The 22447-nt window shown below is 60.8% G+C and carries 23 protein-coding genes and 3 pseudogenes; 20 read left to right on the top strand and 6 right to left on the bottom strand.

Annotated features, from left to right (window positions below):
• Positions 1-131 precede the first annotated feature (131 nt).
• Positions 132-395: a hypothetical protein gene (locus So717_RS02250; protein ID WP_159974567.1), complete on the top strand. Its 264-nt coding sequence runs from the start codon at positions 132-134 to the stop codon at positions 393-395.
• On the opposite strand, the pseudogene So717_RS02245 reads toward So717_RS02250, so the two are convergent.
• Positions 383-673: pseudogene (locus So717_RS02245) on the bottom strand (carbohydrate ABC transporter permease); the annotation flags it as partial. The gene So717_RS02250 and the pseudogene So717_RS02245 overlap by 13 nt on opposite strands.
• Between So717_RS02245 and So717_RS22720 the strand changes: the two are divergent.
• The 5 genes and pseudogenes from So717_RS22720 to So717_RS02220 form a co-directional block, all read left to right on the top strand.
• Positions 641-1132 (top strand): annotated as a pseudogene (locus So717_RS22720) (ATP-binding cassette domain-containing protein); the annotation flags it as partial. The pseudogenes So717_RS02245 and So717_RS22720 sit on opposite strands and share 33 nt — an antisense overlap.
• Positions 1121-1702: pseudogene (locus tag So717_RS02235) on the top strand (substrate-binding domain-containing protein); the annotation flags it as partial. The pseudogenes So717_RS22720 and So717_RS02235, both read left to right, overlap by 12 nt.
• Positions 1703-2124: 422 nt before the next feature.
• Positions 2125-2607: a 50S ribosomal protein L15 gene (gene rplO / locus So717_RS02230; RefSeq protein ID WP_159974566.1), complete on the top strand. Its 483-nt coding sequence runs from the start codon at positions 2125-2127 to the stop codon at positions 2605-2607.
• A gap of 122 nt (positions 2608-2729) precedes the next feature.
• Entirely contained in the window at positions 2730-4097 is a 1368-nt protein-coding gene (gene secY / locus So717_RS02225; RefSeq protein WP_159974565.1) for a preprotein translocase subunit SecY, read from the top strand.
• Positions 4094-4672 carry an adenylate kinase gene (locus tag So717_RS02220; RefSeq protein ID WP_159974564.1) on the top strand — a complete coding sequence of 193 codons (579 nt, stop codon included), beginning with the start codon at positions 4094-4096 and terminating at the stop codon, positions 4670-4672. Before secY ends, So717_RS02220 begins: the two co-directional genes overlap by 4 nt.
• 15 nt (positions 4673-4687) lie before the next feature.
• Here So717_RS02220 and So717_RS02215 read toward each other — a convergent pair whose 3' ends face one another.
• Together So717_RS02215 and So717_RS02210 are read right to left on the bottom strand one after the other, a co-directional pair.
• Complete coding sequence (locus So717_RS02215) at positions 4688-5632, bottom strand: DUF1194 domain-containing protein (protein WP_159974563.1); 945 nt, start codon at positions 5630-5632, stop codon at positions 4688-4690.
• 455 nt (positions 5633-6087) lie between these two features.
• Positions 6088-7275, bottom strand: a complete 1188-nt coding sequence (locus tag So717_RS02210; RefSeq protein ID WP_159974562.1) for a hypothetical protein — start codon at positions 7273-7275, stop codon at positions 6088-6090.
• A 338-nt stretch (positions 7276-7613) separates the two neighbouring features.
• On the opposite strand from So717_RS02210, the gene rpsM reads away from it, so the two are divergent.
• From rpsM to So717_RS02140, 14 genes are all read left to right on the top strand, one after another.
• Entirely contained in the window at positions 7614-7982 is a 369-nt protein-coding gene (gene rpsM / locus So717_RS02205; protein WP_159974561.1) for a 30S ribosomal protein S13, read from the top strand.
• Positions 7983-7997: 15 nt separating this feature from the next.
• The gene (gene rpsK, locus So717_RS02200; protein WP_159974560.1) at positions 7998-8387 is read left to right on the top strand and encodes a 30S ribosomal protein S11; all 390 of its coding nucleotides are present in this window, start codon (positions 7998-8000) and stop codon (positions 8385-8387) included.
• 112 nt (positions 8388-8499) lie between these two features.
• Entirely contained in the window at positions 8500-9516 is a 1017-nt protein-coding gene (locus tag So717_RS02195; RefSeq protein WP_159974559.1) for a DNA-directed RNA polymerase subunit alpha, read from the top strand.
• A 133-nt stretch (positions 9517-9649) separates the two neighbouring features.
• Positions 9650-10069: a 50S ribosomal protein L17 gene (gene rplQ / locus So717_RS02190; protein ID WP_159974558.1), complete on the top strand. Its 420-nt coding sequence runs from the start codon at positions 9650-9652 to the stop codon at positions 10067-10069.
• Between the two features lie 124 nt (positions 10070-10193).
• On the top strand, positions 10194-11582 hold the full coding sequence (locus So717_RS02185) for a trypsin-like peptidase domain-containing protein (RefSeq protein ID WP_159974557.1): 1389 nt from the start codon (positions 10194-10196) through the stop codon (positions 11580-11582).
• A 3-nt stretch (positions 11583-11585) separates the two neighbouring features.
• Positions 11586-12893: a replication-associated recombination protein A gene (locus So717_RS02180; RefSeq protein ID WP_159974556.1), complete on the top strand. Its 1308-nt coding sequence runs from the start codon at positions 11586-11588 to the stop codon at positions 12891-12893.
• 31 nt (positions 12894-12924) lie between these two features.
• Positions 12925-13305: a fluoride efflux transporter CrcB gene (crcB, locus tag So717_RS02175; RefSeq protein ID WP_159974555.1), complete on the top strand. Its 381-nt coding sequence runs from the start codon at positions 12925-12927 to the stop codon at positions 13303-13305.
• Positions 13302-14339, top strand: coding sequence for an RluA family pseudouridine synthase (locus So717_RS02170; protein WP_159974554.1), 1038 nt, complete (start codon positions 13302-13304; stop codon positions 14337-14339). Before crcB ends, So717_RS02170 begins: the two co-directional genes overlap by 4 nt.
• Positions 14339-15013, top strand: coding sequence for an HAD-IA family hydrolase (locus So717_RS02165; RefSeq protein WP_159974553.1), 675 nt, complete (start codon positions 14339-14341; stop codon positions 15011-15013). Before So717_RS02170 ends, So717_RS02165 begins: the two co-directional genes overlap by 1 nt.
• Positions 15010-15738: an ATP12 family chaperone protein gene (locus So717_RS02160; RefSeq protein WP_159974552.1), complete on the top strand. Its 729-nt coding sequence runs from the start codon at positions 15010-15012 to the stop codon at positions 15736-15738. The genes So717_RS02165 and So717_RS02160 overlap by 4 nt, the downstream gene beginning before the upstream one ends.
• Positions 15739-15915: 177 nt before the next feature.
• Positions 15916-16932, top strand: coding sequence for an amino acid ABC transporter substrate-binding protein (locus So717_RS02155; protein ID WP_159974551.1), 1017 nt, complete (start codon positions 15916-15918; stop codon positions 16930-16932).
• A gap of 131 nt (positions 16933-17063) precedes the next feature.
• A complete protein-coding gene (locus So717_RS02150; protein WP_159974550.1) occupies positions 17064-18278 on the top strand; it encodes an amino acid ABC transporter permease in 1215 nt (404 codons plus the stop codon).
• 3 nt (positions 18279-18281) lie between these two features.
• Positions 18282-19580 carry an amino acid ABC transporter permease gene (locus So717_RS02145; RefSeq protein ID WP_159974549.1) on the top strand — a complete coding sequence of 433 codons (1299 nt, stop codon included), beginning with the start codon at positions 18282-18284 and terminating at the stop codon, positions 19578-19580.
• Between the two features lie 47 nt (positions 19581-19627).
• Positions 19628-20398, top strand: a complete 771-nt coding sequence (locus tag So717_RS02140) for an amino acid ABC transporter ATP-binding protein (RefSeq protein WP_159974548.1) — start codon at positions 19628-19630, stop codon at positions 20396-20398.
• An 81-nt stretch (positions 20399-20479) separates the two neighbouring features.
• Here So717_RS02140 and So717_RS02135 read toward each other — a convergent pair whose 3' ends face one another.
• Genes So717_RS02135 through So717_RS02125 form a run of 3 tightly spaced genes read right to left on the bottom strand, consistent with a single transcriptional unit; the run spans position 20480 to position 22400 of the window.
• Positions 20480-20977, bottom strand: coding sequence for a SixA phosphatase family protein (locus So717_RS02135; protein ID WP_159974547.1), 498 nt, complete (start codon positions 20975-20977; stop codon positions 20480-20482).
• Entirely contained in the window at positions 20974-21609 is a 636-nt protein-coding gene (locus tag So717_RS02130; RefSeq protein ID WP_159974546.1) for a ferredoxin, read from the bottom strand. The genes So717_RS02135 and So717_RS02130 overlap by 4 nt, the downstream gene beginning before the upstream one ends.
• Entirely contained in the window at positions 21606-22400 is a 795-nt protein-coding gene (locus So717_RS02125; RefSeq protein WP_159974888.1) for a sterol desaturase family protein, read from the bottom strand. Before So717_RS02125 ends, So717_RS02130 begins: the two co-directional genes overlap by 4 nt.
• Between the last annotated feature and the right edge of the window lie 47 nt (positions 22401-22447).

The raw sequence follows: 22447 nt of genomic DNA, 5'->3' as shown, positions 1-22447 counted from the left end.
TCCAGGTGTTGAACCATGGGGCGCTCTGCAGGAAACTGCGGGGCGCTTCTTATTTGGACAAACCTCAATGTCGAGCTCATAGGGGAAATCATCGTCTTTTTACCGTGAGCGCGCAGTAAGGCTTTTGCCACGTGGTCATTGCTCTGAGCGCGGCAGCACTTTCTCGCACGTGCGGCACGCGCATCTTCGATATCCGCCCGGTCCGGCTGGCGCAGCGCCATACAGCGCGGGTCGATCATCAACTCCTGGTGGCCAAAGAAGCCACCCTCTCCCCGGTCAATCTCGCCGGGGCTTTTGAACGAATAGCTCAGCATCATGTAAAAGTGTGCCAATACGATGATCGCACCCAAGACCAGCCCGAGATGTTTCGGCCAGGCCTGCGTCATCCGCAATGAACCTTGCGTTCGACCAGCCAGCGCTGGATCAGAGTGAGAGCCATCACAAAGATCAGGAACAGCATGGTGATGGCTGAGCCGATCCCGATCAGGTTCTGCTGAACGCCCTTTTCGAAGATGGCGAGCATCATTACATAGGCGGATTTGTTCGGCCCGCCGCCTTGTGGCCAGAAGGCTTCGATTGTGTCGAACACCTGAAACGCGCGGATGCAGTAGATGGTCACCACAAAAAAAACTGTTGGCCCGAGCGCAGGCCAGGTGACCAGCCGGAACCGCTCCTAGGCGCTCTTGCGGATCTGGGCCGCGCGCTGGTGCGCGACCCCGCTGCGTTTCTCTTGGATGAACCGCTGTCCAACCTTGATGCCAAGCTGCGCGTGCAAACACGCGCGGAGACAGCGGAGCTGCATAGGCAGCCTGGGTGCGACATTCATCTATGTCACCCATGATCAGGTCGAGGCGATGACCATGTCCGACAAGATCGCAGTGATGATGGGCGGTGAAATCCTGCAATGCGCAGCGCCCGAGATCATCTATGAAGATCCCAACGACATTCATGTTGCTGAGTTCATTGGGCCGCCCAAGATCAACATACTGCCGGTTGAGGCCGTTGGTCGAGGGATCCAGCTTTTAGGCCACCCCCTGATGTGGCGGGTGCCTTTTGAGCCCCTCGCGTGATGCAGTTGGGTCTCCTGCCGGAGGCACTCCGGCTCACAAAAGCCGCGCCGCTGCTCAACCGAACGCTCGCAATGGCTTGCGGATCGTGGTTCGAGGCCATCCCCTTCGGCGCCAATGGCTGTGACGAGGGGTTTCCGCTGTGGCTGGGAGATCGCGACTAAGCCATTTGGGTCGTGTACTTTATCGGGATCTGGCAAGGGTTTGGCTTCAACATGGTGCTGTACCTTGTCGGGCTGACGTCCGTGCATAGCGAACTCTACCATGCCGCTGAAATGGACGGCGCCAATAGATTGGCCGATGTTGGCCTGATCACGGATGCACCGGAACATGAAGGCTGGGAGCGTATCCATATCGAACAATCGCAATATGTGCTCTACTGCCTCGCGGATCACCGATTTGCGCGGCAAAAGCAGGTGTCGCTGGTCGATCTTCAGCACGAAACGCTCATTGTCCCTGAAAAGGGCTCGCTCACGCAGCGGCTTCTTGGCCAGAGGTGCAAGCAGCATGACATCACGTTGACCCGCACTGTGACCATGACAACCTTCCCGTTGATGTGCGAAGCGGTGCTGCAGGGCATTGGCGTGGCGCTGTTTCTTCGCAACAGCAGTCTTATTCAGGATAATGTCGCATAGGTCGCCATCCGCGAGATGCGAGACGCACAAGAGACATATCTGATCGCAACGAAGGACCGCACCCGTTTGAGGCTTGTAGCGGAATTCATCAAGGCAGCGGTCGTTTGATCTGTTTGCTTTCCCATCTTGCCTGTTATCAAAATCGTGTTCGGAGACCAAATCACGACTGCTTACCGGACTGCCTAAGCCTTTGCTTGTTCTTGTGCGGCGAGATGTGGGCGTGCCAGGGTCAGGATGTTTTGCAGATCCCTTGGACCGGTTCAGCTTCAACGTGACCCTTCCAGGGTGTCCAAACTGGCCCTTGATCCATCCGCCAACGCCGTCTATACGCCGACGGTCAGCCGCAGCTGACTGAGAATCGAAACGCCGTGTTTGCCCGCTCCCGTCGCTGGGGGGTACATCCGGCCAAAGGAGAAGCGACAATGAAACTGAATGAACTGTCTGACAACGCAGGCGCCACCAAGAAACGCAAGCGCGTGGGGCGTGGCCCGGGTTCCGGCACCGGTAAGATGGGTGGCCGCGGGATCAAAGGTCAGAAATCCCGCTCGGGTGTGGCGATCAACGGGTATGAAGGCGGGCAAATGCCGCTCTACCAACGTCTGCCGAAGCGTGGCTTTAACAAGCCGAACCGCAAGAAGTTTGCCGTCGTCAACCTCGGTCTGATCCAGAAATTCATCGACGCCAAGAAGATCGACGCGAAAGCAGCGATCACCGAAGACGTTCTGGTCGAGAGCGGCCTGGTGCGCCGCAAGCTCGATGGCATCCGTGTGCTGGCAAAGGGCGAGGTCACTGCCAAGCTCGACCTGACCGTGACGGGTGCGTCCAAATCGGCGGTTGAAGCTGTTGAAAAAGCCGGGGGCTCGCTGACTGTGGCGGCGCCGGTCGCGGAAACGTCAGAGGGCTGAGACCCGAGTTCAGGCTTGTGGGCGGCCTCTGCGCCGCTTACATAGTCGGATGAGTTTTCCCGAACGCCGCCCGCCGGAAAACGGCCTGGGCGGCGTGTCTGTATAAAAAGAGAGCCACATAAATGGTATCTGCCGTCGAAAACATGGCCGCCAACACCAGCTGGTCTGCGCTGGGCAAGGCGACCGACCTTCGGAACCGCATCCTCTTCACCCTTGGTCTGCTGATCGTCTATCGTCTGGGCACTTTCATCCCGGTGCCAGGCATCGACGGTGTGGCCCTGCGCCAGTTCATGGAGCAGGCGGGGCAGGGCATTGGCGGCATGGTGTCGATGTTCACTGGTGGCGCGCTCGGGCGGATGGGCATCTTTGCCCTTGGGATCATGCCCTATATCTCGGCCTCGATCATCGTGCAGCTGTTGACCTCGATGGTGCCCAGTCTTGAGCAGATCAAGAAAGAGGGTGAGCAGGGGCGCAAGAAGATCAATCAATATACCCGCTATGGTACTGTGGCCCTCGCGACCCTGCAGGCTTATGGGCTTGCGGTCAGCCTTGAGGCCGGTGACATCGTGACCGATCCAGGGCTCTTCTTCCGAGCGTCCTGCGTGATCACGCTGGTTGGCGGGACGATGTTCCTGATGTGGCTCGGGGAGCAGATTACCGCACGCGGTATCGGCAACGGGATTTCGCTGATCATCTTCGTGGGGATCATCGCTGAGCTTCCGGCGGCGCTGGCGCAGTTCCTCGCGTCAGGTCGCTCCGGCGCGCTGAGCCCGGCTGTGATCATCGGTGTGATTGTCATGGTGATTGCCACGATCATGTTTGTGGTCTTCATGGAACGCGCCCTGCGCAAGATCCATATTCAATACCCGCGCCGTCAGGTGGGCATGAAGGTCTATGACGGCGGGTCGAGCCACCTGCCGGTCAAGGTCAACCCGTCAGGCGTGATCCCGGCGATTTTTGCCTCCTCGCTGCTGCTGTTGCCTGTCACCATCAGCACCTTTTCGGGCAATTCCACCAATCCGATCATGTCCTGGCTGCTGGCGAACTTCGGGCCCGGACAGCCGCTCTACCTGGCGTTCTTCACGGTGATGATCGTGTTTTTTGCGTATTTCTATACGTTCAACGTGAGCTTCAAGCCCGACGATGTGGCCGACAACCTGAAGAACCAGAACGGGTTTATTCCGGGCATTCGACCGGGCAAGAAAACCTCCGAATATCTGGAGTATGTGGTCAACCGCGTGCTGGTGCTTGGCTCTGGGTACCTCGCTGCGGTGTGCCTTCTGCCTGAGATCTTGCGCGGGCAGTTTGCGATACCCTTCTACTTTGGTGGCACTTCCGTGCTGATCGTCGTCTCGGTAACTATGGACACCATTCAACAGGTCCAGAGCCATCTTCTGGCCCATCAATACGAAGGCCTGCTTGAGAAGTCGCAGCTGCGCGGCAAATCAGGCGGTAAGACACGCAAGAAACGGAGCCCCGTCCGCCGATGAATATTATCCTGCTGGGGCCTCCGGGGGCCGGGAAGGGGACGCAGGCGCGTCATCTCGTAGAGACACGCGGCATGGTGCAGTTGAGCACTGGCGACATGCTGCGCGAGGCCAAGGACTCCGGCACCGAGATGGGCAATATTGTCGCTGATGTGATGGCGCGCGGCGCGCTTGTGACGGACGAGATCGTCATCGGGCTGATCAAGGAAAAGCTGGAGACGGTAAAGGCCAAGGGCTTTATCTTTGATGGGTTCCCGCGCACGCTGGCGCAGGCCGATGCGTTGGGACAGCTGCTGGAAAGTCAGGGCGAAACGATAGACGCGGTTGTCGAGCTTGAAGTCAATGACGACGTCCTGGTGTCGCGGATTGTCGGGCGGGCTGAAGAAGCCCGCGCGGCGGGGCAGCCAGTGCGCGCCGACGACAACGAAGACAGCCTCAAGATCCGCCTCATGGCCTATTACAAGCAGACCTCACCGCTGATCGGCTATTACTACGCGAAGGGCATGCTGAGCCGCGTGGACGGCTTGGGCAGCATCGAGGCCGTGCAAGGTGACATCAGTGCCGTGCTGGACAGCTGACACACACAATTGCCGCTAGGGCACAATCATGAACGGATTGGCCGAGCTTACGCGTGTTTCACCACAATCGGCTGGCGCACGTCGTTGAGGGGCTGATCCACCCGGTGGCGCCAGTTCAATCATATTGGCGGGCAGGATTTGCGCGACAACCCCGTCATCACTCTGGTTCCAGGCCTGCGCGATCTGTGACCGTTCGTCAGGCTGCATCTCCGCCATTTCCAGCATCAACTTCATGATCAGAGTCTCGCGGACATCTTCAAAGCCACGGGCGACGAGGTGAAACGCTCCGGGCCCTCCGATCACACAATCCTCATAGTAGTGCGAGACGCGGTCCAAGGCGGTGCGATCGGTGTTGGTCTCGCCATGGGTGATCTCGATCGGCAGGCCGTTCACTGTCAGCCCCATGGCCAACAGCTGATCACGGACGGCCAGGATGCCCATGCCGTCGTTCAGCACACCGTCGCCGGAAATGTCGATGACATAGTCGCGTGCGGGCACGTTCAGCGTGGCCATCACCTGTTCGGCAGCCAGGAGTGCGTTGCCGATGGCCGTGGGCTGCACATACATCGGGTCGGCGTTGCGGTCTTCGATGGCCAGGATGTCAGCTGCGAAGGTGGCCAGTTGCTCTGGCGTCGACATGATGCGCATGGGCAGGTGTACCCGTTGATAGTGCCGGCCACTCCACTCCATGTAAGAGATGGCAACCCGCCCGGCGCCGCCGCCAAGCGCCATGCTGGCCACGCGGGGATCCGCAAGAGCAGCCGCATAAGCCTCACGCTGAAAGCGTCGCTCGTGGGATTTGACGGAGGAGGACACATCCACCGCAAGCACCAAGGCCACATCGACGCGGCTTGGGTTGTGAATGTCCACCTGCCCGGACGCATATCGGGGCATCAGCGCCCCTTCGGTGCTGGCCGGATCAGGAGCCAGGGTCACCAGGCTCAGAAGCGTCAGGCCCATCAGCCAACGCAGCGGTTGGCATGGAAAACAAAATTCAGGTCTCGTGCGCATTGCCGTCTCCTTTCAGGGCGGCCTCCTCCCACGGTCGCGAATGCGGGACCTTGTATAGCGAAAAAGGGTTAACAACTCCTCCCCGGATCGTGCCGCGGCGCAGCATTTTGTGATTGAGCCTTGCCAATCCGCGCAAGTGCTTGGTTTTTAGGCAAGAGAGAAATCGCGTCCCAGTTGAAGGCAGAGCAGACGGAGGGCGCTTTTAAACATGCTCTGAGCGCTGGATGTCGCTGGAAAAGACCGGCAGGCGCTGCGCGACGACCGCTTAGAAACGGATCTTGCTGAGGTCCTTGTCGGTCACGCCACCTGTGTGCCGAAGGGAAGATTTAGGCACCGAAGCTAACTGTCTATTCGTCTCGACCTTTGCGGCGGGTCTTCGGGCGTGGCCGCGCAGATGATGATGATCAGATCTCGTCTGGCCGCCTGATCTGGGCGGCAAAAGCCGGAATGCGGCGCTGGATGAATTCGTAGAAGGCCGCGTTCCGCGCGGGCGCGCCGTCGATGTCCTTTATGTGTTTGATGGCTGCGTTCAACACGGAGATCACCTGCTTGTTGGTCTCCCACTTCTTGGCTGCCCCGCGCGAAGGGTGCCAGCCCTCCACCTGGCCATTGATGCCGCGAAAGATTTCAAACAGCGTTCGGTCGGTCTGCGTGGCCATGCCCGGCGCATCATCGGGGGATTTGATGGCGTCACCGGCCCAACTCGGCAGCTTGGAGCGCCCGGTAAAAAGCCGGATCCAGTAGGGCATCTTGGAGGGATTCGTGACGTTCAATTTGCCCGAGATATAGCGGTGCGCATTTTTATAGTAATGCTTGGCCGCCGCTTTCTTGAGGTCTCGGTCCGTGAACTCCGGGTCATCTGCATATTTTTGCCGCAGCGCGGCCAGAGTGTTTGGGTAAAGGTCGGGGGTCTTCTTGTCGAACTCTGCCAGCGCGGCGTCATAGTCAATGTTGTACTGCAGCGTCTCACCATGCTCTTCCTTTGCCGGCCCACTCCCGTGTGTCGTGCGAATCCGCCCGCCGGGAAAGTAGATACTGCCGATCTTGCCGTCTGCGACGCTCGCAATCAGGGTTTTCGGTGCCTCCCGGATATAGTCCTGCTTTGCCCACTCGGGCACGCCTGTCCGGTCGACTTTCTTCCAGCTTGGTTCTGCGTTCGGTGCAAGGGCGGGCATGCGCGGGCCGGGGCTGGCGTCCACGGACCCGGTCTTTCCGACCTTGTTGACATAGTCATCCTCGGCCCATTGCGGTGTGCCGGTGCGGTCAACGGCCTTCCAGCTTGGGTCTTGATTGGGGCCGAGGGCAGGCAGGGACTGGCTGGGGCTTGTGTCGACCGTGCCCTCTTTCCCAACCTTGTTGATGTAGTCTTCCTTGGCCCAATCGGCCGCATCCGATTTCACCGGTGTCTCTCGCTGGATGACCGCCTTGGCGCTGAGCTGGAGCGTGTTCAGGCTTTTCGTCGCAGAGCTACCGTCAGCCTTGGCCTGCAAGGCGGAGAGCGCAGGGTCGGGCCGCCCGGGAGCTCTGCCGGCTGGAGAGGCAGGGTGGCGTTCCTCTCTTACAGCCTTGCGTGAGGTGGTCGTTTTCGACATATGGATGTCCTGATCGAGAAACCGATGAGCGGCAACATAACGTAGTGGAGCGAAGCGGTCTACAATCGGCTGAGGCGCGCCGCGCGGGCCGGTTTTGGCCGCATGATATGACATGGCTCAGGCGGGTTGACGCTCACCCCAAAACCCCATAACACGCGCTATCTCTCGCGAGAATCAATTTGCCTCCAAGACCAGCATCCGGAGGCGAGATTACCTGAAGAGCTCACACCTGGGGCAGACATATGCAACAGGATTTTTGATGCAAAACACGCAACCTGCGTGATGTTGTGAAAAAAGGGTCTGGCGCTACGGACCCGCAACGAAAAGGACGACGACACGTGGCACGTATTGCCGGCGTAAACATCCCGACTGCAAAGCGGGTTCCTATCGCCCTCACTTATATCACCGGTATCGGCAACACCTCCGCAAAGGCAATTTGCGAAGCGGTTGGCATCGACCCCACTCGCCGGGTCAATGAGCTGTCCGACGCCGAAGTTCTGGCCGTGCGCGAGCACATTGACGCCAACTACACCGTCGAAGGCGATCTGCGCCGCGACGTGCAAATGAACATCAAGCGCCTGATGGACCTGGGTTGCTACCGTGGCCTGCGCCACCGTCGCAACCTGCCGGTTCGCGGTCAGCGCACCCACACCAACGCACGCACCCGCAAAGGCCCAGCGAAGGCCATTGCCGGTAAGAAGAAGTAAGGGAGGGTCTGACCAATGGCACGTGATCGCGTACGCGTTAAGAAAAAGGCCAGCAAGAACATCGCCGCCGGTGTGGCGCATGTGAACAGCTCCTTCAACAACACCAAGATCCTGATCTCGGATGTGCAGGGCAATGCGATCTCCTGGTCGTCCGCCGGCACCATGGGCTTCAAAGGCTCGCGGAAATCCACGCCTTATGCGGCGCAGATGGCCGCTGAGGATGCGGGCCGCAAGGCGCAGGAACACGGCGTGAAAACGCTGGAGGTCGAAGTGCAAGGCCCCGGATCTGGCCGTGAGAGCGCGCTGCGTGCTCTGGCCGCCGCGGGTTTCAACATCACCTCGATCCGTGACGTCACACCAATGGCACACAACGGCTGCCGCCCGCCAAAGCGCCGCCGCGTCTGAGAGACATTGAACTTTCGGGGCTGCGAGTCTGTTCGCGGCCCCCATCCGCTTTTTGAAACCTCGAGAGTCTTCGCCTTTTGGACATGGGGCGCTGACAGGAATGGAGGGACGCATGATCCATAAGAACTGGGCCGAATTGATCAAGCCGCAGCAGCTCGACATCAAGCCGGGCAATGACCCCGCACGTCAGGCGACTGTGACAGCGGAGCCGCTGGAGCGCGGTTTTGGCCTGACCATGGGCAACGCGCTGCGCCGGGTGCTGATGAGCTCGCTGCAAGGCGCTGCGATCACCTCTGTGCAGATCGACAATGTGCTGCACGAGTTCTCCTCCGTTGCCGGTGTGCGCGAGGATGTGACCGACATCATTCTGAACCTCAAGGGCGTGTCTTTGCGCATGGATGTCGAAGGGCCCAAGCGTCTGTCGATTTCCGCCAAAGGCCCGGGTGTGGTGACGGCTGGCGATATCTCGGAAACGGCGGGCATTGACGTGCTGAACCGCGATCATGTGATTTGCCACCTCGATGACGGGGCAGACCTCTACATGGAGCTGACTGTCAATCAGGGCAAAGGCTATGTCTCGGCTGAGAAGAACAAGCCCGAGGACGCGCCGATTGGTCTGATCCCGATCGATGCGATCTATTCGCCGGTCAAGAAGGTGAGCTATGATGTGCAGCCGACCCGTGAGGGCCAAGTGCTGGATTATGATAAGCTGACCATGAAAGTCGACACGGATGGCTCGATCAGCCCCGATGATGCGGTGGCCTTTGCCGCGCGCATTCTGCAGGATCAGTTGGGCATCTTCGTGAACTTCGACGAGCCGGAGTCGGCATCCCGTGCCGATGAAGACGACGGTCTGGAGTTCAACCCGCTGCTACTCAAGAAAGTGGACGAGCTGGAGCTGTCTGTCCGTTCGGCCAACTGCTTGAAAAACGACAATATTGTCTACATCGGGGACCTCATCCAGAAGACCGAGGCCGAGATGCTGCGCACGCCGAACTTTGGCCGCAAGTCGCTGAACGAGATCAAGGAAGTGCTCTCTGGCATGGGCTTGCACCTTGGCATGGACGTAGAAGACTGGCCGCCAGACAACATCGAGGATCTGGCCAAGAAATTCGAGGATTCCTTCTAAGGGATCTTGAGACAAATGCCCGCAGGTGGCGGGGACGATCCGGGCCGACAGGCCCCAAGGAGAGCCGGGTGACACGCATCACCCGGTCAGACAAAGCAAAACCGCCCGTAGAGGGCAAACTAGGAGATAGAAAATGCGTCACGCACGTGGATACCGCCGCCTGAACCGCACACATGAGCACCGCAAGGCGCTTTGGGCGAATATGGCGGGCTCGCTCATCGAACATGAGCAAATCAAGACAACACTGCCCAAGGCCAAAGAACTGCGCCCGATCATCGAAAAGATGATCACCTTGGCGAAACGCGGTGATCTGCACGCGCGCCGTCAGGCCGCCGCAAAGCTGAAGCAGGACCAGTACGTTACCAAGCTGTTTGACGTGCTTGGCCCGCGCTACAAGGACCGTCAGGGCGGTTATGTGCGCGTGCTGAAAGCGGGCTTTCGCTATGGTGACATGGCGCCGATGGCGATCATTGAATTTGTGGACCGTGACCGCGACGCCAAGGGGGCGGCCGACAAGGCGCGCGTGGCGGCGGAAGAGGCCGCCGACGAATAAATCTGGTGCTTTTGCGCCGATTGGCCCTTGTCCCACCAGGGACAAGGGCTTTTTTTATGCCTCCGGCGGGGATATTTAGGGCCAGAAGAAGCTGGGAGGGGCGATCCCTAAGGAGGCTGCGCCGATGAGAGCTGTCGAAATTCTCTTGATCATGGCGATGTGGCTCGGTGGGGGGGCAGCAATGGCCCAGCAGGTGCCGCAGTCTGCGGCGCAGATCCAGTTGAGCTTTGCGCCTCTGGTGCGTGCAACGGCGCCTGCTGTCGTGAACATCTATGCCCGCTTTGTGACCGAGGACCGCCGGCGCACGCCCTTCATGGACGATCCGTTCTTTGAGCGATTCTTCGAAGGCTTTGGGCGACCGGAGCCGCGTGTAGAGAATTCGCTGGGCTCGGGCGTGATCTTATCGGCGGATGGGATCATCGTGTCGAACTATCATGTGGTGGGCATGGCGACCGATATCCGCGTGGTCCTGGCCGACCGGCGCGAGTTCACGGCGCGCGTGCTTCTGGGCGATGCGGAGAGCGATTTGGCGATCCTACAGCTGGAGGGGGCTGAGGGCTTGCCGTTCTTGCCGTTCAGGGCGTCAGACACCGTGGAGGTGGGCGAGCTGGTGTTGGCCATTGGCAACCCTTTTGGCGTGGGGCAGACCGTCAGCAGCGGGATCGTTTCGGGATTGGCCCGTTCCGGCGCTGCGAATGGATCGGGCCGGGGGTATTTCGTGCAGACCGACGCGCCCATCAACCCGGGCAATTCGGGCGGTGCGCTGATCGATGTGCGGGGGCAGCTGATTGGGATCAACACTTCGATCCTGACGCGGTCCGGTGGATCGAACGGTATTGGCTTTGCGATCCCGTCCGATTTGGTCGCAACCTTTGTGGCACAGGCCCAGGAAGGGCGCAGCAGCTTTGCGCGCCCTTGGGCCGGGATGCGGGGGCAGTCGGTTGATGCGGAGATGGCGGAGGCCTTTGGCCTCGACCGCCCTGGCGGGATCATCATCTCGGCTTTGCATCCGCAAAGCCCCTTTGGTGCGGCCGGCGTGGATGTGGGGGATGTGATCGTGGCCGTGGACGGTCAGCCTGTGAACACACCGCCGGAGATGATCTACCGCATGAGCGTGGGGGGGCTGGGGCAGACCGCCCGCATTCACTTTCTGCGAGAGGGGGATATGCGGGAAGCCGACGTGCCCTTGATGGCGGCACCAGATGTCCCCGAGCGAGAGGCATTGGCCCTGCAACGCGGCGACATTCTGTCGGGCCTGGGCCTGGCGCGGGTGAACCCGGCGGTGATCGCCGAGTACAATCTCTCATTGGAGAGCGCGGGCGTGGTTGTCACGGATGCAGGGCAGTTTGGTGGCCGGGTCGGCCTGAGGGTGGGCGATGTGATCGTTGCAATCAATAACCGCCCCGTGGCGCGGCCCGCAGAGGTGGCGGAGGCCTTCCGCGTGCGAGCGCGCAGCTATGCCGTGAGCGTGATCCGGGGCACGCGGCGGATCACGCTCCGCTTTGGGGCCTGAGGGATGGCGGATCTCTTTGCCTCGGACCCGGAACCTCAGACGGACGCGCACAGGCCGCTGGCTGATCGGTTGCGGCCGCGCGCGCTGGCTGAGGTGATCGGGCAGGGTCAGGTCCTTGGGCCGGAGGCACCGCTGAGCGTGATGCTGGAGGCCGGGGCGCTGGGGTCGCTCATCTTCTGGGGCCCGCCGGGCGTTGGCAAGACCACAATTGCACGGCTGCTCGCTCATGAGACGGACATGCATTTTGTCCAGATTAGCGCGATTTTCACCGGTGTGCCGGAACTGCGCAAGGTGTTTGAGTCAGCGAAGATCCGGCGGCAGAACGGGCAGGGCACACTGCTGTTTGTCGATGAAATCCACCGTTTCAACAAGGCGCAGCAGGACGGGTTCCTGCCGCATATGGAGGATGGGACAATCCTGCTGGTGGGTGCCACCACGGAGAACCCGTCGTTTGAGCTGAACGCCGCTGTGATAAGCCGGGCGCAGGTCATGGTGCTGGAGCGGTTGGATCTGACCGATCTGGAGCTTCTGGCCCAGCGGGCGGAACAGGAGCTTGGCGCGCCTTTGCCACTCGATGGTGCCGCGCGCGAGGCGCTTTTGGAGATGGCCGATGGGGACGGCCGCGCGCTTTTGAACCTGATCGAACAGCTGAGCGCCTGGACAGTTGAGGGGAAACTGACCCCCGAGGCTTTGGGCACGCGCCTGATGCGGCGCGCGGCGCAATACGACAAATCGGGCGATGCGCATTACAACCTGATTTCTGCGCTGCATAAGTCCGTGCGCGGGTCAGACCCGGATGCCGCCCTTTACTGGTTTGCGCGGATGTTGGAGGGTGGCGAGGACCCGCGGTTTCTGGCCCGCCGGATCACGCGCATGGCGGTGGAAGACATCGGGCTTGCCGATCCGCAAGCCCAGGCGATCTGTTTGCAAAGTTGGCAAACCTATGAACGGCTTGGCAGCCCGGAGGGCGAGCTGGCACTTGCGCAGGCGCTGGTCTATCTGGCGCTCGCGCCGAAATCCAACGCGGCCTATGTGGCTTACAAAGGGGCGCGCAAAGCGGCCAAGGCAACCGGATCGGAGCCGCCGCCCAAACACATTCTGAATGCGCCCACCAACCTGATGAAAGATCAGGGCTATGGCGCAGGCTATGCCTATGACCACGATGCCGAAGATGGGTTTTCCGGCCAGAACTACTTCCCAGACGCGATGGCGCGGGAAGCGTTTTATGCGCCGGTCGAACGCGGCTTTGAACGCGATTTGCAAAAGCGGGTTGCCTACTTTGCAAAGTTACGGGCCAAGCGGGAAACTTGACAATCCGGCAGGGGTGCGGGACAGACCGCGCATGATGACATCTTTGATCATGGTGGCTTTTGGCGGGGCAATTGGTGCCTCTTTGCGGTTCCTCTGGGGGGCGGCGTTTCTGCGCCTGACAGGGCCGTCGGAGTTTCCGCTCGCGATCATGACAGCCAATGTTCTGGGCTCCTTTTTGATGGGCGCGTTTGTGGTGCTGGCCGCCCATAAGGGGCTCACGTATCTGAGCCCCTTTGTGATGACAGGTCTGCTGGGCGGCTTCACCACCTTCTCGGCCTTTTCGCTTGAGACCATGACGCTGGTTGAACGTGGCGATATCGCTGCGGCGGGGCTGTATGTGGCGCTGTCGGTTGGTCTGTCGGTTGGCGGGCTGATGCTGGGGCTGTGGCTGGCGCGTGGGGTGGTGGCATGAGCCGTGTGCAAACCGTGACCGTGGAGGCCGATGACGCCGATCAGCGGCTTGACCGCTGGTTCCGGCGGCTCTTTCCGCATGTGCCGCAGGGGCGGATCGAGAAGATGTGCCGCAAGGGCGAGATCCGGGTTGACGGCGGGCGGGTGAAGGCCGCCACGCGATTGGAGGCTGGGCAGCAGGTACGCGTGCCGCCCTTGCCCGATGGTCAAGCGCCCGCGCCGGAGCGCAAGGCGGTTTCGGACGCCGATGCCAAGATGATCCAGTCCTGCGTGATTTACCGTGATGATCAGGTCATCGCGCTGAACAAACCTGCAGGGCTGCCGACCCAGGGCGGCTCGAAGCAGACCCGCCATGTGGATGGGCTGGCCGAAGCGTTGAAATTCGGGCTGGAGGAGAAGCCGCGGCTGGTGCACCGGCTCGACAAGGACACGTCTGGCGTGCTGCTCCTAGCGCGCACGCGTCAGGCGGCCAAAGCGCTGACCGCCTCGATGCGGCATAAGGAGACGCGCAAGATCTACTGGGCCTTGGTGGCCGGGGTGCCCACGCCTTATCTGGGCGAGATCCGCTTTGGGCTGATCAAGGCGCCGGGGCGTGGCGGCGGCGGGGAGGGCGAAAAAATGATCGCCCTGCACCCGCGCGAGATTGACGACACGCCCGGTGCCAAGCGGGCGCATACGCTCTATGCGACGCTCTACCGGGTGGGCGCGCGAGCGGCCTGGGTTGCGATGGAACCGATCACGGGCCGCACGCATCAGCTGCGTGCGCATATGGCCGAGATCGGGCATCCGATTGCAGGGGATGGCAAATACGGCGGCTCGGGGCAGGAGAACATGGGCGACGGCTGGGGCGCACAGCTTGGCGGCATCATCTCTAAGAAACTACACCTGCATGCGCGGATGATGCGGTTTCAACAGCCGGAGACCGGAAAGATCATCACCGTCACGGCCCCGCTGCCGGACCATATGGCACAGAGCTGGGACACCTTCGGCTGGACCGAAGACCTGGCGGCGGAAGACCCGTTTGAGGCGCTGTGATGGCGGATGATCTGCGGCTGGTGATCTTCGACGTGGATGGTACGCTGGTGGACAGTCAGGCGGATATCCTCGCGGCTATGGCGCAGGCGTTTGCGGCTGTTGATCAAGCGCCAGCAACCCGGACAGACGTGCTTGGGATCGTTGGGTTGTCACTGGATGTTGCCATGCAGCGACTGGCCCCTGCGCAGGATCATGCGCGGATGGTGGAGGCGTATAAAGATGCCTATGTGGGCCTGCGTGCGCAAAGCGGTGCGGCGCAATCCTCGCCGCTTTATCCCGGTGCGCGGGAGGTGTTGGAGCGGCTGAGCACACAATCTGATCTCCTGCTCGGTGTGGCCACCGGAAAGTCGAAACGTGGGCTCGACAAGCTGATCGAGGCTCATGGGCTGGAGGGTATCTTTGTCACCCAGCAAGTGGCGGACTTTCACCCCTCCAAGCCGAACCCGTCGATGATTTATCAGGCCATGGCCGACGCGGGGGTCTCGCAGGGCCAGACCGTGATGATCGGCGACACCAGCTATGACATGGAGATGGCCGCGGCCGCTGGTGTGACGGGTTTGGGCGTCAGCTGGGGGCATCATCCCGTAGACGCGCTGCGCGCAGCCGCGTCATTGGTTCATGATTTTGGGGAATTGGAACGGGCGCTGGCCCGTCACTGGGGTATGGCAGAATGAGTGAGTGGAAGGCCAAACGGTTCTGGACAGCTGCTGAGGTGACGGAGGCGGCGGATGGCTTTGCTGTGGCCCTCGACGGGCGCCCCGTAAAAACCCCGGCAAAGCGGGACCTGCACGTGCCGACACGTGGGCTGGCCGAGGCTGTGGCCGCCGAATGGGCCGCACAGGGCGAGGTGATTAACCCGCTGGAGATGCCCTTCACCCGCACGGCCAATGCGGCGATTGACAAGGTGGCCAACCAGCAGGCCGAGGTCGCGGATATGCTTGCGGCCTATGGCGACAGCGACTTGCTTTGTTACCGGGCCGAGGCCCCGGGCGCGCTTGTATCGCGGCAGGCGGCACAATGGGATCCGATCCTGGATTGGGCTGCGGCGGCCCTGGGCGCACGCCTGCACCCGCGCGTCGGGGTCATGCATGCACCGCAAGACGCAGAGGCGCTTGATCGTTTGTCAGCGCAGGTGCATGCGCTGTCTGTCTTCCAGCTGACGGCCTTTCACGATCTCGTCAGCCTGTCCGGTTCCCTGATTCTCGGTTTTGCAGCCGCGCATGATTTGAAAAAAATCGAAGCGCTTTGGGACATATCGCGTCTTGATGAGATCTGGCAGGCCAAGCAATGGGGCCAGGACGACGAGGCAGAGGCCGCAGCCGCTGTTAAGTTTGCCGGTTTTGGGCATGCCAAACGGGTTTTCGAGCTCGCGGATCCGTCTTTTTCGCGCTCACAGTAAGCAACAGACGAGTAACCCCGGGGCCCGGCTTCATTTTGGGCGGCATACCCTTGACCTCAATGAAGGATTGCGACCAGTATATCGCCCACTTGGGGGGCAAACCCTTCAAATCGCCTCCGGCGCAAAGATGCCGGGAGAGCCGCTCCTCCGGGGGCGGAGAATCAGGAAGAGGTAAAAATGAAAAAAAATGTAATTCTCGGTGCACTTACAGTTGCCGGCCTGTCGGCCGGTGCTGCGGCCGCCGGAACGTTGGACGACGTCAAGGCGCGTGGCACGCTGAACTGCGGTGTGAACACAGGTCTGGTTGGCTTTGCCGCACCGGACGCGAACGGGGAGTGGAAAGGTGTCGACGTGGCGGTCTGTCGCGCCGTCGCGGCGGCTGTTCTGAACGATCCGACAGCTGTGGAGTTTGTGCCGACAACCGGCAAAACACGCTTCACCGCGCTCGCCTCTGGCGAGATCGACATGTTGTCACGGGTCACCACATGGACCTTCAGCCGGGATGTCGACCTGAAGTTCACCTTTGTCGGGGTGAACTACTATGACGGTCAGGGCTTTATGGTGCCGAAGGCGCTTGGCGTATCCTCGGCGCGGGAACTCGACGGCGCAACGGTCTGTGTCCAGACCGGAACGACGACCGAATTGAACCTGGCGGATTTCTTCCGGACCAACAACATCAGCTACGAACCGGTGCCGGTCGAGACCACTGCGGAAGGTCAGCAGCAGTACCTCGCGGGCTCCTGCGACACCTATACCACTGATGCCTCGGCGCTGGCCGCCACACGTGCCTCCTTCGAAGCGCCTGGCGACCATGTGATCCTTCCCGAGATCATCTCCAAGGAGCCGCTGGGTCCGCTCGTGCGCCATGGCGATGATGAGTGGGCAGACGTTGTGCGCTGGACGCTCAACGCGCTGATCACGGCTGAGGAACTTGGCGTCACATCGGCCAATCTCGACGAAATGGCGGCCAACAGCGAAAACCCCGAAGTGGCACGCCTGCTTGGAACGGAAGGCACGCTGGGCGAGATGCTCGGGCTGGACGCTGCTTGGGCGAAACGCGCCATTGCAGCCGAGGGCAACTATGGGGAGATTTTTGCCCGGCACATCGGGGAAGAGACGCCCATTGGCCTGGCTCGCGGGCTGAATGCCCAATGGACCGATGGCGGTCTGCTCTATTCACCGCCGTTCCGCTAAACGCAGATTGGTGAGGGCGCAGGGACCAACCTGCGCCCTTTCCATATGAAGACCCAAAATAAAGAGACCCGACCACCGAGGCGCAGAAAGCGTCCGTAAAAAACAAGGTCGGAACCACGGGGAAAATTCAAATGACCACACTGACGGACCCACCTCAGGGCTCCTTCCGCCTGTCTATGTTGATCAATGACACGCGGTATCGGTCCCTGACGTTTCAGGCTATCGCGCTTCTGTTGCTGATTGTTTCGATCGCCTATTTGGCCAACAACCTTTTTGCCAATCTGGCCGCTGCGGGCCTCAATATCGCCTATGACTTCCTCGGCACTCCGGCCGGCTACGACATCAACCAGACGCTGGTTGAATACAACAGCAGATCGACGCACGCGCGCGCCGCGCTTGTTGGTATTCTGAATACGCTACTGGTGGCCTTTCTGTCCTGCGTCATGGCGACGGTTTTTGGTGTCCTTGCTGGTGTTCTGCGCTTGTCGAACAACTGGCTTGTGGCCAAATTGATGTCCTTCTACGTCGAGATTTTCCGGAATATCCCCGTACTGATCTGGATCATCATCATCTTCACCATCATGACGGCGGTGATGCCCGCGCCGCGCGCCTTCCGGGGCGACGAGCCTGAGGCAAGCATGTTGTTGGGACTGGTCGCCTTCACCAACCGCGGCATCTATATCCCCGCCCCGGTCTGGGGTCCGGGGTCCTTGGTTGTTGTGGCGACCTTCATTGTGTCGATTGTCGGCGTGATCGGCTACCGCCGCTATGCCACCAATCTGCTGTATTCGACAGGCAAGCTGCTGCCCACCGGCTGGCCCAGTCTGGCGATCCTTTTCGTGCCGACAATCTTGATGTTCTACATCATGGGGCGGCCCATCGGGCTGGATATCCCGGAACTGGGTGGCTTCAACTTCCGGGGTGGCATTCAGGTGGGTGCACCGCTGATTGCGCTGTGGTTTGCACTGTCGATCTACACGGGAGCGTTTATCGCAGAAAACGTCCGCGCTGGTATTCAGGCGGTCAGCAAAGGCCAGACCGAGGCCGCCTCGGCGCTTGGTTTGCGGCCCGGACGGGTGATGAAGCTCGTGGTGTTGCCGCAGGCTTTGCGGGTGATCATCCCGCCGCTGATCTCCCAGTATCTCAACATCACCAAGAACTCTTCGCTGGCAATTGCGGTGGGCTATGCCGACATCACCGCGACCTTGGGGGGCATCACGCTGAACCAGACGGGGCGCGCGATTGAGTGCGTACTGTTGCTGATGCTGTTCTACCTCACCATCTCGCTGCTCATCTCAGCGGTGATGAACGTCTACAACAACGCCGTGAAGCTGAAGGAGCGCTGAGCCATGTCAGACATACATGCAAACTCCGTCGCCTTCGTGCGTAAAACGGAAATCCCGCCCGCCCCGCCGCCCTACGCGGCCACTGGGCCGGTCAAATGGCTGCGTGAGAACCTCTTTGCCACGCCCGCCAACAGCCTGCTGACCATTGCGGCGCTCTACGTGATCTGGCTGATCCTGTCGGGTGCCTTACCATGGATCGCAAACGGGATCTGGACCACTTCAAGCCTGACTGAGTGCCGTCAGGCACTGGATGGGGTTGCGGGCGCCTGTTTCTCGGTTCTGACCGAACGGTGGAACCAGCTGCTCTTTGGGTTCCAGTATCCGTCCGAGTTCTACTGGCGACCAACCCTGGCCCTCGTCCTGCTGTTCGTGGCTGCGGCCCCCGTGCTGTTCTTTGACCTGCCGCGCAAGCTGCTGGTGTTCACCGCCGTTTATCCCTTCATTGCCTTCTGGCTGATCTGGGGCGGCACGATCCTGACGCCAATTTTGGCCCTTGCAGGTGTGATCGCAGGCGCGCTTGTCTACCAGCGCCTGGTCACCGGCAGCTTTGCCTATGGGTTTTTCGGCGGGATCATCGCGGCCTTCATCGTCTGGACGGTGGGCGGCTGGATCATCCCAGCGGGCGCCTCCGATAGCGCGATGCTCACAGCTGTGCCCAGCCGCGACCTCGGTGGCTTCATGCTGAACATGATGCTGGGGGTGACCTGCGTGACGCTGTCGGTCCCCATCGGGATCGCGCTGGCGCTTGGGCGGCAGTCGTCCATGCCGCTGATCAAGATGATCTGCGTGGTCTTCATCGAGTTCATCCGGGGCGTGCCGCTGATCACATTGCTCTTTGTGGCGAGCGTGATGCTGGCCTATTTCTTCCCGCCGGAATCCACGCTCGATCTGTTCCTGCGTGTGGTTATCATGATCACCATGTTTTCCTCAGCCTATATTGCCGAGGTGATCCGGGGCGGCCTCGCCGCCTTGCCGAAGGGGCAGTACGAGGCGGCGGATTCGCTGGGCCTCGACTATCCGCAGGCGATGCGGCTGATCATCCTGCCGCAGGCGCTGAAAATCTCCATTCCCGGCATCGTGAACATCGCGGTGGGTCTCTTCAAAGACACCACGCTGGTGTCTGTGATCGGCATGTTCGATATCGTCGGCATGATCCGGGGGCCGATCCTGGCCTCGACCGAATGGAACGGGGTGTATTGGGAGCTGCTGGGCTTTGCCTCGGTGCTCTTCTTCATCGTCTGCTACGGTATTTCACAATACTCACAATGGCTCGAACGTCGCCTTGCGACCGACCATCGCTAACACACCCGTAGATCGCGTAAGCGTCGGGCTAAAACAGGGAGGCCAATATGGCTGAAGCTGCAACTCAAATGAAGGTCTCGGACGAGATCGCCATTACCATCACCAAAATGAACAAATGGTACGGGTCGTTCCACGTGCTGCGTGACATCGATCTGGTGGTTAACCGAGGGGAACGCATTGTGATCTGCGGCCCCTCAGGATCTGGGAAGTCGACGTTGATCCGCTGCATCAACGCGCTGGAAGAGCACCAGCAGGGCTCCATTGAAGTGGATGGCACGCTGCTGTCGTCGGATCTCAAGAACATCGACAAGATCCGGTCGGAGGTTGGTATGTGCTTTCAGCACTTCAACCTCTTCCCGCATCTGACGATCCTGGAGAACTGCACGCTGGCGCCCATCTGGGTGCGCAAGACACCCAAGAAGGAAGCCGAAGAGACGGCGATGCACTTCCTTGAGAAGGTGAAGATCCCCGATCAGGCGAATAAATATCCCGGTCAGCTCTCGGGTGGTCAGCAGCAGCGGGTGGCTATCGCGCGCTCGCTCTGCATGCGCCCGCGCATCATGCTCTTTGACGAGCCGACCTCGGCGCTGGACCCGGAGATGATCAAGGAGGTGCTCGACACCATGATCGAGCTCGCCGAGGAGGGGATGACCATGCTCTGCGTGACCCACGAGATGGGGTTCGCGCGGCAGGTGGCAAACCGGGTGATCTTCATGGATGCGGGGCAAATCGTGGAGCAGAACGAGCCTGAGGCCTTCTTTAACAATCCGCAGAGCCCGCGCACCCAGCTGTTCCTGAGCCAGATCCTCGGCCACTGAACCAGGCGTGGCCTGAAAGCCCACCCTACCTGCCAGCATAGACCTCACGACAGGCAGGTGCGGTGGGCTTTCAGGCCACCGTTACGTCAACTCTCGCGGAACGACGAAATCAATTGGCCGGCCGTTGTGCCAACTGACCTCGCTCCAGCTTTTGATATCAAAGGCCACCACAAGCGTGGCACCGGTTGGATAGTCTTCGAACCTGGCGTGCTGCGGTGCGTCGCGCACCAGCCGGTGCGCAAAGTCGCATATGCCGGGATTATGCCCGATCATCAGCACGCAGGTCCCTCGCGCGCGGCTCAGCACGTCACGCATCATGTTGGCGTCAGCGTGGTAAAGATCACTTGTGTAGCTTACGGGCAGCTCACCTGACAGCGCCAGGCGCTGCAGCGTCTCCCCGGTCCGGGTCGCCGAAGAGCACAACACCTCATCCGGCACATGCCCGCATGTGCGCAACCAATTGCCCAGAGCCTTGGCCGAGACCCGTCCGCGCCCGTTCAGCGGCCGCTCATGATCACGCAATCCTGCATGGGTCCAGTCGGATTTTGCGTGTCGCATCAGGATCAGAGTATGGGTCATTGCGGATGAAAGGCTTTCATATGGAAGGCGGATTGCGCGGGCGCGCGGTCGACTTGCTCTGAGACAGGGCAGGCGCGCCGCACGCGACAGCCCTGTGCCATACAGTCTTCACCCTCTGCCGTGTCGAGGAAACCCTTGCACTTCGGCACATCATAGGCGTGGTCTGTCGAGAGTGCGCCGACCGGGCAGGCGCTGACACATGGCGTGTCTGCGCAGCTGTTGCAGGGGCTGGGCTTGGAGGGCATCTGCGATATGAGTGGAGTGTCGAAGAGCAAAGCTCCGCGGATGGAGATCATCAGCCCCGCCGTGTCATGCACCATCATGCCCGTTGGGCTTTGGAAAAATCGGCCTGTCTTCAGCGCCCAGGCGATGAAGGGCAGATAGGGTGGCCCGTCGGAGGGATAGGCCGCATCAGCGCCGACCTCCACCGCCAGGGCGCCGATGACCCGCTTGGACCAGCGGTCCAGCGGGTCGACCTGCCCATCGCCGTATTCCGCTGATGCGGTAAAGACCGGCCAAAGGCCCGCGCCTGCCCCGATGAGCACAAGACCTCTGCCATCGTCCAACGTCGCCGTCCCCATGACAATCAGGCCGGGCGGGTCCGCCAGCTTGGCGATGCCGTCCAGCGTCATTTCCGGATGAACGGCAAGGTGAGAGACCAGCCAAGGCGGCTCGGGCGGTCGTCCTGCCACGCCAATCCCACTTGCATCTGCTCATGCCCGGCTTTGGGCTGGGCGATATATGTGCCAAACATCTGGTCCCAAATCGACAGTGCAAAGCCATAGTTGCTGTCGTGTTCGTCGCGGTGCACGGAGTGGTGCACGCGGTGCATATCCGGCGTGACCAGCGCGCGCCGCACCACCGCGTCAATCCAGAGCGGCAGGCGAATGTTGGCGTGGTTGAGCATCGCGGTGCCATTCAGCAGAATCTCGAAGATAATCACTGCAAGGGCCGCCGGACCTATCAGGTAGACAAGCCCGATTTTCAGCACCATCGACAGAGCAATCTCGACTGGATGAAAGCGGATTGCGGTGGTCACATCCATATCCACATCTGCGTGATGCACGCGGTGCAGCCGCCACAGGATCGGTACCTTGTGGGTTATCAGATGCTGCAGCCAGATCGCGAAGTCCAGCAGGAGGATCGCAATCCCCACTTCAAGCCAAACCGGCCAGCCAACCTTGTTGAAGACCCCCCAACCCTGGGTCTGCGCGTCCATGGCGGCGCCTACGGCCAGCAGCGGCAGGGGGAAGGCCAGGAGCCGCAGGGTCAGCGTGTTGACGATAGTGATGCTCCAGTTCGTTATCCAACGCCTCCTGCGCGGCTGGTTACGCAGGCGCCTCGGGGCCAGCGCTTCGAGTGTGGCAAGCAGCGCGAAGAGGCCTAGAAAGACGCCAAGGCGCAGGATGGCTTCGTTTTCCATAACATACATGTAAGTCAGACTGCGCCCTGAACCAAGGCACAGACCAT

It is taken from the genome of Roseobacter cerasinus, assembly GCF_009811755.1.
Lineage (GTDB): Bacteria > Pseudomonadota > Alphaproteobacteria > Rhodobacterales > Rhodobacteraceae > Roseobacter > Roseobacter cerasinus.
Note: the sequence above shows the minus strand (reverse complement) of the source record. Positions and strands in the feature narration are given on the sequence as shown.